Source organism: Acidobacterium sp. FHG110202_01 (assembly GCF_059115305.1).
Genome location: NZ_JBZYWJ010000002.1, coordinates 284,398 through 297,240, shown reverse-complemented (window position 1 = coordinate 297,240; position 12,843 = coordinate 284,398). Strand labels below are relative to the sequence as shown.

At 55.8% G+C, this 12,843-nt stretch carries 12 protein-coding genes; 3 read left to right on the top strand and 9 right to left on the bottom strand.

Translation table 11 applies throughout. The annotated features are described in order from the left end of the window. From AC5S16_RS04530 to AC5S16_RS04515, 4 genes are all read right to left on the bottom strand, one after another. Window positions 1-510 carry a hypothetical protein gene (locus AC5S16_RS04530; protein WP_493928840.1) on the bottom strand — a complete coding sequence of 170 codons (510 nt, stop codon included), beginning with the start codon at window positions 508-510 and terminating at the stop codon, window positions 1-3. Between the two features lie 157 nt (window positions 511-667). Beyond that, window positions 668-1,744, bottom strand: coding sequence for a LacI family DNA-binding transcriptional regulator (locus AC5S16_RS04525; protein WP_493928839.1), 1,077 nt, complete (start codon window positions 1,742-1,744; stop codon window positions 668-670). Between the two features lie 68 nt (window positions 1,745-1,812). Continuing rightward, complete coding sequence (locus AC5S16_RS04520) at window positions 1,813-2,997, bottom strand: GGDEF domain-containing protein (protein WP_493928838.1); 1,185 nt, start codon at window positions 2,995-2,997, stop codon at window positions 1,813-1,815. A gap of 287 nt (window positions 2,998-3,284) precedes the next feature. Next, window positions 3,285-3,752: a DUF58 domain-containing protein gene (locus AC5S16_RS04515; protein ID WP_493928837.1), complete on the bottom strand. Its 468-nt coding sequence runs from the start codon at window positions 3,750-3,752 to the stop codon at window positions 3,285-3,287. 111 nt (window positions 3,753-3,863) lie between these two features. Between AC5S16_RS04515 and AC5S16_RS04510 the strand changes: the two genes are divergently transcribed. Then, window positions 3,864-5,033, top strand: a complete 1,170-nt coding sequence (locus tag AC5S16_RS04510; protein ID WP_493928836.1) for a S1C family serine protease — start codon at window positions 3,864-3,866, stop codon at window positions 5,031-5,033. A 234-nt stretch (window positions 5,034-5,267) separates the two neighbouring features. On the opposite strand, the gene groL is transcribed toward AC5S16_RS04510, so the two are convergent. The 4 genes from groL to AC5S16_RS04490 all read right to left on the bottom strand — a co-directional run bounded on the left by groL (window position 5,268) and on the right by AC5S16_RS04490 (window position 8,306). Next, on the bottom strand, window positions 5,268-6,935 hold the full coding sequence (gene groL / locus AC5S16_RS04505; RefSeq protein ID WP_493928835.1) for a chaperonin GroEL: 1,668 nt from the start codon (window positions 6,933-6,935) through the stop codon (window positions 5,268-5,270). A 98-nt stretch (window positions 6,936-7,033) separates the two neighbouring features. Continuing rightward, window positions 7,034-7,345 (bottom strand): co-chaperone GroES, encoded by a 312-nt coding sequence (gene groES / locus AC5S16_RS04500; protein WP_493928834.1) that lies wholly within the window; start codon window positions 7,343-7,345, stop codon window positions 7,034-7,036. A gap of 186 nt (window positions 7,346-7,531) precedes the next feature. After that, window positions 7,532-8,014 carry a PIN domain-containing protein gene (locus tag AC5S16_RS04495; protein WP_493928833.1) on the bottom strand — a complete coding sequence of 161 codons (483 nt, stop codon included), beginning with the start codon at window positions 8,012-8,014 and terminating at the stop codon, window positions 7,532-7,534. Then, window positions 8,007-8,306 carry a hypothetical protein gene (locus AC5S16_RS04490; protein WP_493928832.1) on the bottom strand — a complete coding sequence of 100 codons (300 nt, stop codon included), beginning with the start codon at window positions 8,304-8,306 and terminating at the stop codon, window positions 8,007-8,009. The genes AC5S16_RS04495 and AC5S16_RS04490 overlap by 8 nt, the downstream gene beginning before the upstream one ends. Window positions 8,307-8,547: 241 nt before the next feature. Between AC5S16_RS04490 and AC5S16_RS04485 the strand changes: the two genes are divergently transcribed. Together AC5S16_RS04485 and ribB are read left to right on the top strand one after the other, a co-directional pair. Then, a complete protein-coding gene (locus tag AC5S16_RS04485; protein WP_493928831.1) occupies window positions 8,548-8,775 on the top strand; it encodes a hypothetical protein in 228 nt (75 codons plus the stop codon). Between the two features lie 220 nt (window positions 8,776-8,995). Beyond that, entirely contained in the window at window positions 8,996-10,156 is a 1,161-nt protein-coding gene (gene ribB, locus AC5S16_RS04480; protein ID WP_493928830.1) for a 3,4-dihydroxy-2-butanone-4-phosphate synthase, read from the top strand. A 3-nt stretch (window positions 10,157-10,159) separates the two neighbouring features. Here ribB and AC5S16_RS04475 read toward each other — a convergent pair whose 3' ends face one another. Continuing rightward, a complete protein-coding gene (locus tag AC5S16_RS04475) occupies window positions 10,160-12,838 on the bottom strand; it encodes an ABC transporter permease (RefSeq protein WP_493928829.1) in 2,679 nt (892 codons plus the stop codon). Between the last annotated feature and the right edge of the window lie 5 nt (window positions 12,839-12,843).

The following is a 12,843-nucleotide window of genomic DNA, read 5'->3' as shown; positions in this document are numbered from 1 at the left end:
CTATTTGGCGCGGGAAAAGACAACGTAATTGCGGCCGAAGTAGAGACGGTAGTGATTGCCGTTGGCGTTGAGCTGCAGCGGAGTCGGGCGCTTGATCTGATCATCGTGCGTTGCCGGGGCAGTGAAAAGATCATTCGCTGCAATATCCATAACCAGAAAGCTACCGTTTATGAAGCCCACGCCATACGCGCCCGGCTTGAGCGTGTGCCCGCTGAAATCAAGAGATGCTTCCGTAATGAAGTAGGCCTGGTATTTCTGTTGCAGTCCGCTCGAATAGCCGGAGTTGTCGACCAGTGCTGTGAGGACATACATATCGTCGGGGAAGTGGATGCCCGCCGAATTGCGTGCCTGCACTTGCGCCGACTGTCCGCGGAAATAGACCGCATCCGGCAATGCCTTGCCTGCTTCTGCCGCATGCAGAATCACCGGCGCTGCGGACTGCGCAAAAGATGCAAGCGAGAAAACAGCAAAAAGGGAAATGAGAGCCATGCGGCGAAGAGTGGACTTCATGCGTTCTTTCCTGGAATAGCTAAGCTGCAGTATAAACCTTTGCTTCCAGAATCTACCGCCAAGGCGCGAAGGACGCCAAGGTGCGCCAGGAAAACTTTCTTTACCACGGAGAACACGGAGCCTTCAAAGAGGCAATGGTCCACAGCACAGTTCGGTTTTATTTGCGCGCTGTGCGCCTGGAGTTCGGTGGGCAAGTGGACTCGCGGATGATGAGCTCCGGAACAATCGCCATTTCATCCGGAAGATCTTTTGCTCCTTGTATGCGCCTGAGCAAAGTGCGCGCTGCATGCGTGCCCATGGCGTGCAGGGGCTGGCGGATAGTCGTCAGGCTGGGATTGTGATAGGCGGCTCCCTGAATATCATCGAAGCCGACGACAGATACGTCTTCCGGCACGCGCAGCCCGTAATCGCGGAAAGCACGGATAGCACCGATGGCTGCAACATCATTAAACGAAATGAGCGCTGTGAAGGGCCGCTTCTGTGCCAATAACTGCTGCACCACCGGATAGCCAAGCTCCGGTGATGAGACATTGACCTCAAGCTGTACGGTCAGCTCTGGATGCACTTCAATACCGAGTTTTTTTGCGATAGATGTAAAACTCTTCCAGCGGTCATCCGAATCTGAGCTGAATGCTTGCCCGCGCATGAAGGCAATGTGCCGGTGGCCCAGTTGATAAAGGTGATGCATCGCCAGTTCGGCGGCTCTGCGGTGATCAAGCACAATGCTGGTGATGCCTTCGATCTTTTTGTGATTGGCCACAGCCACCACAGGTAGCGGCAACGGGTGCTGCAGCGCAGTGTCGATGGCGATGAATCCTTCGACGGCCCGCTCCATCAGCAGGCGCGGATACTCTTCGATCAGGTCGGCCTTGCGCCGGTGGCTCGCGGTGAGATAGAAATAACCCTCTTCGAGCAGAACTTCTTCGATGCCATCCATGACCAGCACAGAGTAGCCATCGCTCAACTCGGGGACGAGCACACCGACGGAAAATGTCTGCTTGCGCCGCAATGACCGTGCATAAAAACTCGGGCGGTAGTCAAATTTCTTCGCGGCAGCCAGCACGCGGTCGCGTGTGTCCTGCGGAATGGAGCGCACGCCGGGAGCGTTATTCAGCACCAGGGAGATGGTTGCAGGAGAAAGATCAAGATAGTCGCCTAAAATTTTCAGGCTGATTGGCCGGCCGGGAAGGAAAGGACTCTTTTCTTTTTGGGCCGGAGACTTCGATTTCGGCATATCTGTTTTTGTAGTGGTTACAGACGAAATGTTCAACCGAAAACGGGCCGAAATCAGTGAGACAGCATTTACTGCGCCACCGCCAGATCGCCATTCATCTGCTTGATGGAGTTGCCCCCGGTATCTTTCACAGCGTAGAGCGCCTTGTCGCACCGCGCCATCAAGTGGCTCCATCCGGAGTGCGTGCTTTGCACTTCGGCTACTCCAAAACTTGCACGAATGCCCCGAACCGTTCCTTGTGATCCTATACGCAGTTCTTCAAACGAAACCCTCAGCCGCTGTGCGATTTCGACAGCGGAGGCGACAGTTGTCTGCGGCAGCAGGATGGCGAACTCATCGCCACCGATCCTGGCGACCCGATCGACGCAGCGTACATGGGACTGCAGACAGCGGGCCACTGCGATCAGAGCGGCGTCGCCTTGTTCATGACCAAACGAATCATTGATCTGTTTGAAGCCATCGAGATCAATCAGGATTGCCGACAATGGCGTGCGGTTCTGCCGGCTCAGGATGATTTCTGTTTCCGCGGAGCGTTCAATGGCCCGCCGATTCAGCAGCCCGGTCAATGGATCGGTGGAGGCCTGTATCTGCAGGTCATAGCGGAGGACGGCTGCGGTCATCCAGACAAAAGCAACAGTGACGGCGCCTTGCAATGCCGAGTTGTTAATGACTGTCCAGGTGAGGAACGGTCCGCCGCGCAGATAGTTAGCCGGCGCTCCATGAAGGAAGAGACCGAAAAGGCGGATCACATTACCGAGACTCATCAGAGTCACGACCACGCCCATCAGGCCGGCAGAGGTCTTTACCGCTCCGGAGGCGTTCCTGAAGATGACGACTGCGGTCAGGGCGAGCTGAATGCTCAGCAGCAAGCTGAACACAACGAGGCGGTTCTTTGTGTTCGGAGCCATCAGTCCGTAGCGGCCAATGCCGGCAGCGATGGCCAGAGTCAGTCCTGCCTGCACTGGCCAGCCCGTGATGCCGCGCACAGAGTCCTCACCAAAAAACTCCGTTATTGCCCGGTGCAGACAGAGGTAGGCAATGGGGAAGAAGACATCACCGCCAAAGATTGACAGGCTGTCAGGAATTTGTCCGCGCAGAGCAATCAGCACTGAGCCGGTAAAGGCGCAAAGGTTATAGACGGGGAACCAGAAGACACCCTTCGTGTCGCGATGCATCCACGAATTGACGAAGGTCAGAACCGTATAAAGGCCCAGAAAGACTGCATGTTCTACATGCAGCGTATGCATGTCCATTTCTGTTGTCTCTTCTCTCTGGCTTGGTAGTGACCTGCCGGCAGCAAGCGTTATGTGTCAGCCCGCGAAAGTGCGCGTCGCAGGTCAATTTTTATTGATCGTTATAGGACTTCTGTCCCTACGAAATATCTGGGGGGCTATAGATAAACTATCGCCATCTGTAGCGATAAGAACAGGGGTAGATGGTAATCGTTTAAAAGTAACGCTTTGCGGAAGGATTTAGTAACCAGATTTTCTGAAAGATTACTGAAAAAGAAAGCCAGCGGAATCTATCTCCGCTGGCTTGTTTAGACTTCTTCAGCGCGTTCCAGTTCGCGGATATACTCGATGACTGCTTCACTCCAGCCATCGATGTGCGTCCACTTGCCGTAGCCAACGCCGTTCCGGTAGCTGGCTATGTTCACGACGTAGCCCCTGCCATTCGGCACAGGAACATGGTCGTGCGACTGCTCGTCGGTGATGACGATGATCCGGTCGTACTTCTCATCGATCCGGTTCAATGCGTGGCCAAGCCTGGTGCCCATGTGCGGCTGGCTCTGGTCAAGAGCATCGCGCAATGCGAATCCACGGCGCGGAGGCACGCGCTTCAGCGCATCAGAAAAGGTGTAGATGCTCACCTTTTCTGCGATCTCCCGCAGCAAAACAGCCAGGCCGTAAGCGGCGTCGGTCCGGTATACCTCAGACAGGCGCGAGAGCGGAACCACCATGCTGCCGGAAACGTCCACCAGCAACACAGTATGTCCAGCCTGGGGCAAGGGCTTAGTTCCTCAAGTCACAGGTCAACGCAATGAGCCTCATCATGGAGCGGTGGTTGCAGCTATGCCAAACGATATAATGCGGCGAAGTCTGAATTCTTGAAGAATACGATGAACACAAGAGAAAGAACCCTTCGCTTGCTGACGCTCGCTTTCTTTGCCGTGGCCTATGTAATCAACGCAAACGCACAACAGTCATTACAAAAAACATCTGGCGAAGTGAAAGCACAACTCGCAACCACGTCCGACAGTAAGACTGCTAATTGGTCTGAAATCGTTGCTCATGCTCGGCCTGCGGTTGTGGTTATTGAAACCGATGAAGGGTTCGGCAGCGGGTTCATTATCAAGCCGGATGGAATCATCGTTACCAACCATCACGTCGTGGCGAATGCTAAAGGAATGGCGGTCAGATTCCCATCAGGGGAAGTGTATAAAAACGTGTATCTCCTCAGTTCGGACCCCATCAATGACCTTGCATTTCTCAAGATAGAAGCGGTTGACCTGCCGACAATACCACTCGGAAACTCTAGCAACGCACAAGTCGGTGATGAGGTGTTGCTAGTAGGCACTCCACAAGGACTTGAGCAGACAGTCTCAAATGGATTGATTAGTGGCATTCGTATCGACAACAATGGTGTTCGTGTCCTTCAAACATCAGCAGCAGCAAGCCCCGGAAGCAGTGGCGGACCTCTTCTGAATCGGAACGGTGAGGCCATTGGCGTTATGTCTTTCAAGCTAGTAAATGGAGAAAACCTGAATTTCACAATACCGATTAACTATGTACGCGGGAAATTGGACAACCTATCTTTATCCTCGAATAAGAAAGCCTTTGAACCGCTGACGGCACAGGCCGGACAGCACAAGGGAGTATGGGTTGCGGGAAGAGGGTCTGCACATTTTGAAGAAGTGTATATGGATGTTCTGAATATGCTAGATGATGCTGGCGTGGATTTTGCCAATCATGGAAAGCTGAGTGTTACAGACGGCTTTATACCACTATCTACGATTCTTGAAAGACTGCCAAATGCAGGTGCGGACAGTCTGTTATACATAAAAACGGAACCGGGGCTGACCTCACTAGCTGCTACAGTCTATTTTCAATGCTATGACGCAACAGGTCGTCTCTTGTGGGAAGAAAAAGCTACAGATGTGCTAGTTGATGGCGGAAACACTATCGTTCATCGGCACGGATGGAAAAGCAAACTGCGTCCACATATCGGTCAACCCGGACTGTTGTTGAGGCAAGACGTACAGGAAGGTTCCCAAAAATCTGAAAAATAGCCCAGTTGCTGTCCACCATTGCCAAGATTGTTGGATGGAGCGATTCAACCACTGTGGCTATAGCCTTCGACTACGCTTCACGGCGTGAAGCTTCGCTCAGGATGACAACTCTATCTTGAAGCAAAAATAAAAAGCCCTCGCGTGAGGCGAGGGCTTTTTGCGCGTAAGCGCGTGTGCCTGGATGGCCAGTCTGACCGGGGTCCCCGGCGCACGCGGTTTCGTGCGCTGGGGTGGTTAATACATGCCTTCCATGCCACCGCCGTGGCCACCTGCCGGAGCAGCGGCCTTGGGCTCGGGGATTTCCGAGACCATGGCTTCGGTGGTCAGCATCAGTCCGGCGATGGAGGCCGCGTTCTGCAGGGCAGTGCGCGTTACCTTCGTCGGGTCGATGACGCCGGCCTTCACCAGGTCTTCGTAGACGCCGGTTCCGGCGTTGTAGCCATAGTGAGAGTCCTTGTGCTCGCTGATCTTGCCGACAACCACAGCACCCTCTTCACCGGCATTGCCGACGATCTGGCGCAGTGGCTCTTCGATGGCGCGGCGGACGATCTGGGCGCCGATCTTCTCGTCGCCTTCGAGCGTCTTGAGGAGCTCGTCGACAGCGGAAGCGGAGCGAACCAAGGCAACGCCGCCGCCCGGAACGATGCCTTCTTCCACGGCAGCGCGGGTTGCGTGCATCGCGTCTTCCACGCGGGCCTTCTTCTCCTTCATCTCGGTTTCGGTGGCTGCACCGACCTTGATGACAGCGACGCCGCCAACCAGCTTCGCAAGGCGCTCCTGGAGCTTCTCGCGATCGTAGTCAGAGGTCGTCTTTTCAACCTGGCTGCGAATTTCCTTCACGCGGCCCTCGATCGCCTTGGACTGGCCACGGCCTTCGACGATCGTGGTGTTGTCCTTGTCGATGGTGACGCGCTTCGCCTTGCCCAGGTCTTCGATCTTGAGGTTCTCAAGCTTCAGGCCCAGGTCTTCGGTGATGGCGTTGCCGCCGGTCAGGATGGCGATATCGCCCAGCATGGCCTTGCGACGGTCGCCGAAGCCCGGAGCCTTGACGGCAGCCACGTTCAGCGTGCCGCGCAGCTTGTTGACCACGAGGGTCGCCAGCGCTTCGCCGTCCACGTCTTCCGCGATGATGACGAGCGGCTTGCCGCTGCGCGCCACCTGCTCAAGCAGGGGAAGCAGATCCTTCATCGAGCTGATCTTCTTCTCGTAGATCAGGATGTAGGGATCTTCGAGCACGGCTTCCATGCGATCCGGATCGGTGACGAAGTAGGGGCTCAGGTAGCCGCGGTCAAACTGCATGCCTTCGACTACGTCAAGCTGGGTTTCGAGCGTCTTCGACTCTTCAACCGTGATGACGCCGTCCTTGCCGACCTTCTTCATGGCTTCGGCAATGATGGTGCCGATGGTCGCGTCCGAGTTGGCCGAGATGGTGCCGACCTGGGCGATCATGTCGCCGGAAACCGGCTTCGAGAGCTTCGAGAGAGCGCCGCCTGTGACCACACCGTTCTCGTCGCGCTTGCCGTTGATGGCTTCCACAGCCTTGTCGATGCCGCGCTTCAGCGCCATCGGGTTCGCGCCGGCGGCAACGGTCTTTACGCCTTCGCGATAGATGGCCTGGGCCAGAACAGTGGCGGTGGTGGTGCCGTCGCCGGCAACATCAGAGGTCTTCGATGCAACCTCGCGCACCATCTGCGCGCCCATGTTTTCGAGCGCGTCCTTCAGCTCGATTTCCTTGGCTACGGTCACGCCGTCCTTGGTGATGGTCGGCGAACCAAACTTCTTCTCGATGACGACGTTGCGGCCCTTGGGACCGAGCGTCACCTTCACTGCGTCGGCCAGAGTGTTCACGCCGCGCAGAATTGCCTGACGCGAATCTTCTCCGTGCAGAATCTGCTTTGCCATTTTCAATTCTCCTTACAACGAGGAGCCTATGCTCCGTGTAAATTCTTGATTGGTGGAAAAACCCAGGTTAGCTTCGCGAACCTGGGGCACCCATAGTTCTACTTTTTGAGGATGCCGAGGACTTCTTCCTCGCGCATGATCAGGAACTCCTCACCGTCGATCTTGATCTCGGTGCCGGAGTACTTGCCGAAAAGAACGCGGTCGCCAGCCTTCACATCGAGCGGGAAAACCTTGCCCTCTTCGTTCGACTTGCCCTTGCCGACGGCGATCACTTCGCCTTCCTGCGGCTTTTCCTTGGCAGTGTCGGGAATGATGATGCCGCCACGAACGGTCTCGGCCTCTTCCACGCGGCGAACCAGGATGCGGTCGTGCAGCGGAGTAAAGGTGGTGGCTACAGTTGCAGTTGCCATTGCGATGCTTCTCCTTCACGCGAGATTTGCTCGCGATATTGAATGCTGAAAATTGGGAATTTACTGCAAGCTTGAGGAGTGGATGGGTACGAACCATGCTTTAGCACTTCCACTCTTCGACTGCTAATGTAGAGAAGGGATTGGAGGTTTGTCAAGCAATCCAGATGAAATATGAGTGAATTACGCTCATATTCTACCGATATCTTCCGAGCGGTGCACATTTTGCCCCTGCATGGACCCGGGCTCTAGCAGGTGAATATGTTGCTTGTATTCTCCAGCCAAATGCAAAATGGCGCTATCGAAGGTCGCCAGTACAAGATTCTCCATAATGGCCTGGCCGAGCAGGTAAGCATCTGTGACCTGCTTGTAGCCCTGTAAACGCTTGAAGAATGGCTTTGTCAGCGTGCGCCAATCCTGTGCTGAGGGATGGAACTCGAAACCCGGAAGCTGTGTCAGCTTTTCAAGAACGGCGGTAGCTTCGCTCATGCTGAGATTGCCCCGGTCAGGCGCAGTCGCATAGCGCATATATCCGGATTCTGAGAGAGGACACAGACCCCAGTTCAAGCCGGGGGTTGCTAACCAGGTGCTGGCAAGAAAGTGGTGGATGTGACCTTCAAAAACGCGAGCTATGAGCACATTCGCGTCGATCAGATAGCGGGTTTTAGTCAAAGTCTTCCTCTAGAGCAACCTTGACCATCGCCGGTGTGATGGGCTGGCCTGTTGCCTTGACGACCAGCACACCGTATTCATCCGTTTTCAGCTTTGACGACGCACTGACCGGAAGCTCCGGTGCTTCTGCAGCTCGCCGCAACAACTCACTGATCGCGCGTCCGAGCGGGATTCCTTTTGCACTCGCATAAGCTGAGGCAAAAGCATAGGCTTCCGTATCGATATTCACATTTGCTCTCATGTCATCATGATACACCGAATCAAAATTCGGTGCAAAAATGAATTTCAGCACCTATTTTCAGAGTAGCCTCTCTAGATAGATAGCAACATGGCTATGATTGTTTTGCCGATTTAAAAATAGTGTGTTTTAGCCAGAAGGCGTTTCTCCAAAGCCCGTTTTTCTATTGATTTTTGAATTAAATCTACCTAAAATAAAAGAGTTTGTGACTTCCCGGCGGGTCTGTTGGTATCCCATCCCTTTCTTCGCCGGAGATTCTGCACGTCACCTTACTTGCTAGGGGTAATTAAAAAAAATGGCAAAACGTCGTGGTAATCCAAACTGGGGCAAACCGGAGCCCATCGGTCCGGTCGTGCCTACTGTGACTTCCTTCGAACAGGTTGTGAAGGAATACAAGCTCACTCCAGATCAGTACATTCGCTCCACGCGCCTGCGCGAGTGGGCACGCCGCAACCGCAACTCGAAGTATATTCCTGAAGCGCTGCTGGAAGCGTGGGGCTTCGAGATCGAGTCCTCTTTGTAAGTAACTGAAGTGTTCAAGAAGCAAACGCCGCCTTTATGGGCGGCGTTTCTGCTTTTTGAATTCTGTTTCGATCCGTACTTTCGATGCACCATCTCTACAAGTGCAAGCATCCGTTAGAAAGCACGCAATCCGGGACGCTATGAAGACAAAATGATTGCAAGGCTGAGACACAATCGGCGGTCCACTACCCCGAATCTATGAACTGATGGACAATACTTGCATGACTTCCAAAGCCCCGTTTACCGACGTCCCCGGCGCGATCGAAGAGATCAAGGCCGGGCGCATAATCGTCGTAGTGGACGACGAAGACCGCGAGAATGAGGGCGACCTTACGCTGGCCGCCGAAAGCGTCACTCCGGAAGCCATCAACTTCATGGCAAAGTACGGGCGCGGCCTCATCTGCCTCACGCTGACGGAAGAGCGCGCTGACTACCTCCGCCTGGGGCCGATGGTGCAGCAGAACTCCTCGCGCTTCGGCACTGCTTTTACTGAGACGATTGAAGCGCGCGAGGGCGTAACGACGGGCATCTCGGCGCATGACCGCGCGCACACGATTAAAGTGGCCATCCATCCCGCATCGACGGCGAACGATCTCGCCCGGCCGGGGCACATCTTTCCGCTGCGCGCGCGCAAGGGCGGCGTGCTCGTCCGCGCCGGGCAGACGGAGGCGTCAGTCGATCTTGCGCGCATGGCGGGGATGATTCCCGCCGGCGTGATCTGCGAGATCATGAAAGACGACGGCACCATGGCCCGCGTGCCTGACCTGACCGAGTTCTGCAACCAGCATGGTCTGAAGATGCTGACCGTCGCCGAGCTGATCCGCTACCGCCTGCAGAACGAGCGCTACATTGTCCGCGTGGCCGAGAGTGAACTGCCGACTCCCTATGGCGAGTTCCGCATGATCGCTTACGAGAGCGAAGTCAACGGCGGCGAGAGCCACCTGGCACTGGTGCGCGGCGATGTGAATACGGGCGACGATCCGGTGCTGGTGCGCGTGCACTCGCATTGCCTTACCGGGGATGTCTTTGGCGCAACGCTGTGCGACTGTCACGGCATAATGCAGCGCTCGCTCAAGGCCATTGCTGATGCCGGACGCGGAGCGCTCATCTATCTGCACAACACCAGTCGCGGATTCGACATTGACCGCTCAGTCACGCCGCATCGCATCCTCCTGCACCGCGAGCCGCGCGATGACCGCCATCAGCGCATCCTGCGCCAGGTAGGACTGGGCGGGCAGATTCTTGCCGACCTTGGCATCCACAAAGTGCGCCTGCTCTCAAATACGCCGACGCATGTGCCGGCGCTGCAGGGCTTCGACGTGGAGATTATTGAGCAGGTGCCGGTTCCCGACCTCCAAACAGCGGAACCAAAACGCGGCTGAAGCCTACTCCGAGCGCAGCGCCTGCATGGGATCAACCGATGCGGCGCGGCGCGCCGGAAGATATGCAGCAATCACGCCCGCAATCATCAGCAGCAGCCAGACAGCAATCACATCCAGAGGCAGGGCCAGATGCCGGTAGAGAAACGTGTTCAACTGATGGGTCGCTATCCAGACGAAAGGCAGCCCGGCCGCAACACCCCACAGAACAACAGCGCACGCCTGACGCAGGACCATCGTCAGTACATCTTTGCGTTGTGCGCCGAATGCCATGCGCAGGCCGATCTCCTGAGTGCGCTGGGCCACAAGGCAGGAAAATAATCCGGCAATCCCGATCCCGATGAGAAGCAAGGCCAGCACTCCGAAGATGGTGGCCAGCAGGGCAAGCATTCGTTCGGTCAGAAGGGCCTTATCGATCTTTTCATTCAGAGTCTGTGTGGACCAGATATCTTCTCGTCCTCCACTGGCCACAATTTCCCTGACTCTTTTCTGAATTTGCTCTGTGTCGCCAATGGTTTGAACCAGAATTTCAGGGTTCCGCATGTAGTCGGCTTTCTGGAAGAAAGAGATGTAGACGGCGGGAGACATTGGATGGCGTGGATCATCCAGATTTGCATCTCCGACGATGCCGATCACCTCAGCATCGCTGGTCAAAGCGGGATCGCCGATATAGGAGAGAAAGCGAATGTGCTGGCCGATGGCATTACCGGATGGAAACAGCTCTGCAGCGAGGCTGCGATTGATGATGGCGACGTTAGGGTGAGCTACGTCATCGCTGAAACGGAAATCGCGCCCGCTCTCGAAGGGGATTTTCAGTGTGCCAAAGAAGCCCGGAGTAATGGGGCGGGCATAGGAAGCATCCACGGAAATCTTCTGGTCCGGCGTGGCAATTTTGTCTGTAAGAAAATAGGGCGCGAAGAGAAGAATATTGCCCATGCCTACGGATTTCACGCCGGGAACCTGTGCGATCTGTTCCTGCAGAGTGCGATAGTAAGGTTCAGCGTCGAAGTTCTTGTATCCCGCGCCCCGCTGAATCAGCGAGAAGCCAAGCACTCCGTTGGGTTCGAGGCCGAGATCGATATGCAGCAATGCGCGCATGCTGAAGACGAGCTGCACTGTCGCTGCCAGCAGCACAAATGAGAACGCAATTTGCCCGGCCAGCAGAATGTTGCCGGCGAAAGATCCGCCGCGCCGCATGACGGAGCGTCCCGCAGACTGCAATGCAAGTCCCGGGTGGTTACGGCTGCCGATCCATGCGGGAACCATGCCGAAGAGCAAAACACTCAGTACAGTCGCGCCCACCGCAAAGAGCAGAACAGTGGCGTTCGGCGTAAAGCTCAGATCCATGGCGTAGTTGCTTCGCCAGAATTCGCCGGCCAGCCAGCGGCTGGCGTAGAACGCAATCAACAGCCCAGGCAGTGCGCCGCAAAGCGCCAGCATGAGGCATTCAACCAGAATCTGCCGCAGCAAAGTGAAGCGCGAAGCCCCGAGCGCCGCGCGAATCGCCAGCTCATGCTTGCGGCTGATGGTTCTTCCCAGCATGAGCGTACCCAGGTTGGCGCAGGCAATCAGAAGCACAACTCCTACCATGGCCCACAGGCCAAGCAGCGGCTTGCGGTAAAGCTCGCGTGTGTACATGAATCCTGTCGCGGCAGAACGGAGCGCGATACGGCGCGACAGGAAGTTTCTTTTTTGAGCATCCTTCCATGAAGGAGCCACTGAGTCATGCTTGACCTGTTCCCAGATGGTGCTGATCTGCGACCGCGCAGCATCCATGCTGATTCCAGTCCGGAGCTTTCCTAACAGGATGTAGTAAAAGAAGGTGGATGCGTCGACGGGCCTTTTGAGCGGAACGACGGCTTCCGGTGGCGAATCGATGCGCAGGGCGCGAAACTGTTTCGGCATGACGCCGATCACGGTGAAGGCATCGCCATCGATCCGTATTGTTTTACCGCTGACGGAAGGCGTCCCTCCAAAGAGGGTTTGCCAGCAGTGATAACTGATGACAGCGACTTTTGTTCGCTCTCCGTTGGTTGATCCATCTTCTTCCGGAGTGATCCAGCGCCCGAGCAATGGCGGGACTCCAGCTGCGGAAAAGAAGTCGCCTGTTTCCCACATGACATTGCCTGCTTCTGAAGAGACGTCCGATTGCAGAGATTGCGTCGCGCCTTCTTCGTAGGCTACAAGATGCGAGAAGACTTTCTGTTCTTTGGCAAGCTGAAGATATGCGGGAAAGGTGAAGCCTTCCGGCCACGCACCCGGATACGCAACCGGATGTGCTGGGTCGATAGTGGACAAAGTTACCAGGCGGTCAGGCTCACGGAGAGAAAGCTTCTTGAGCATCAGCACATCCACCAGCGTAAACATGGCGGTGTTGGCTCCGATGCCCAGTGTAAGCGTGAGAATCGCCGTGATGGTGAAGCCTGGAGACTTCCTCAACTGCCTCCACGCATACTTCAAGTCCGCCCAAAGAGATTCGACCCGCGGCCATTGCCACGCCGTTCGCCCGCGCTCTTCGATCAGTGCCACGTTACCGAATTCTCTCCGCGCCCGATGCTCTGCTTCTTCGCGGTCCATGCCTTCGGCAACGAGCACTTCGGTTCGCTCATCGAGATGCTGCTCGATTTCAGCAGAGAGGTCGTCATAGATTCGCCGGCGTGAGAAGATGCGGTGCAACAGACTCATGGCGA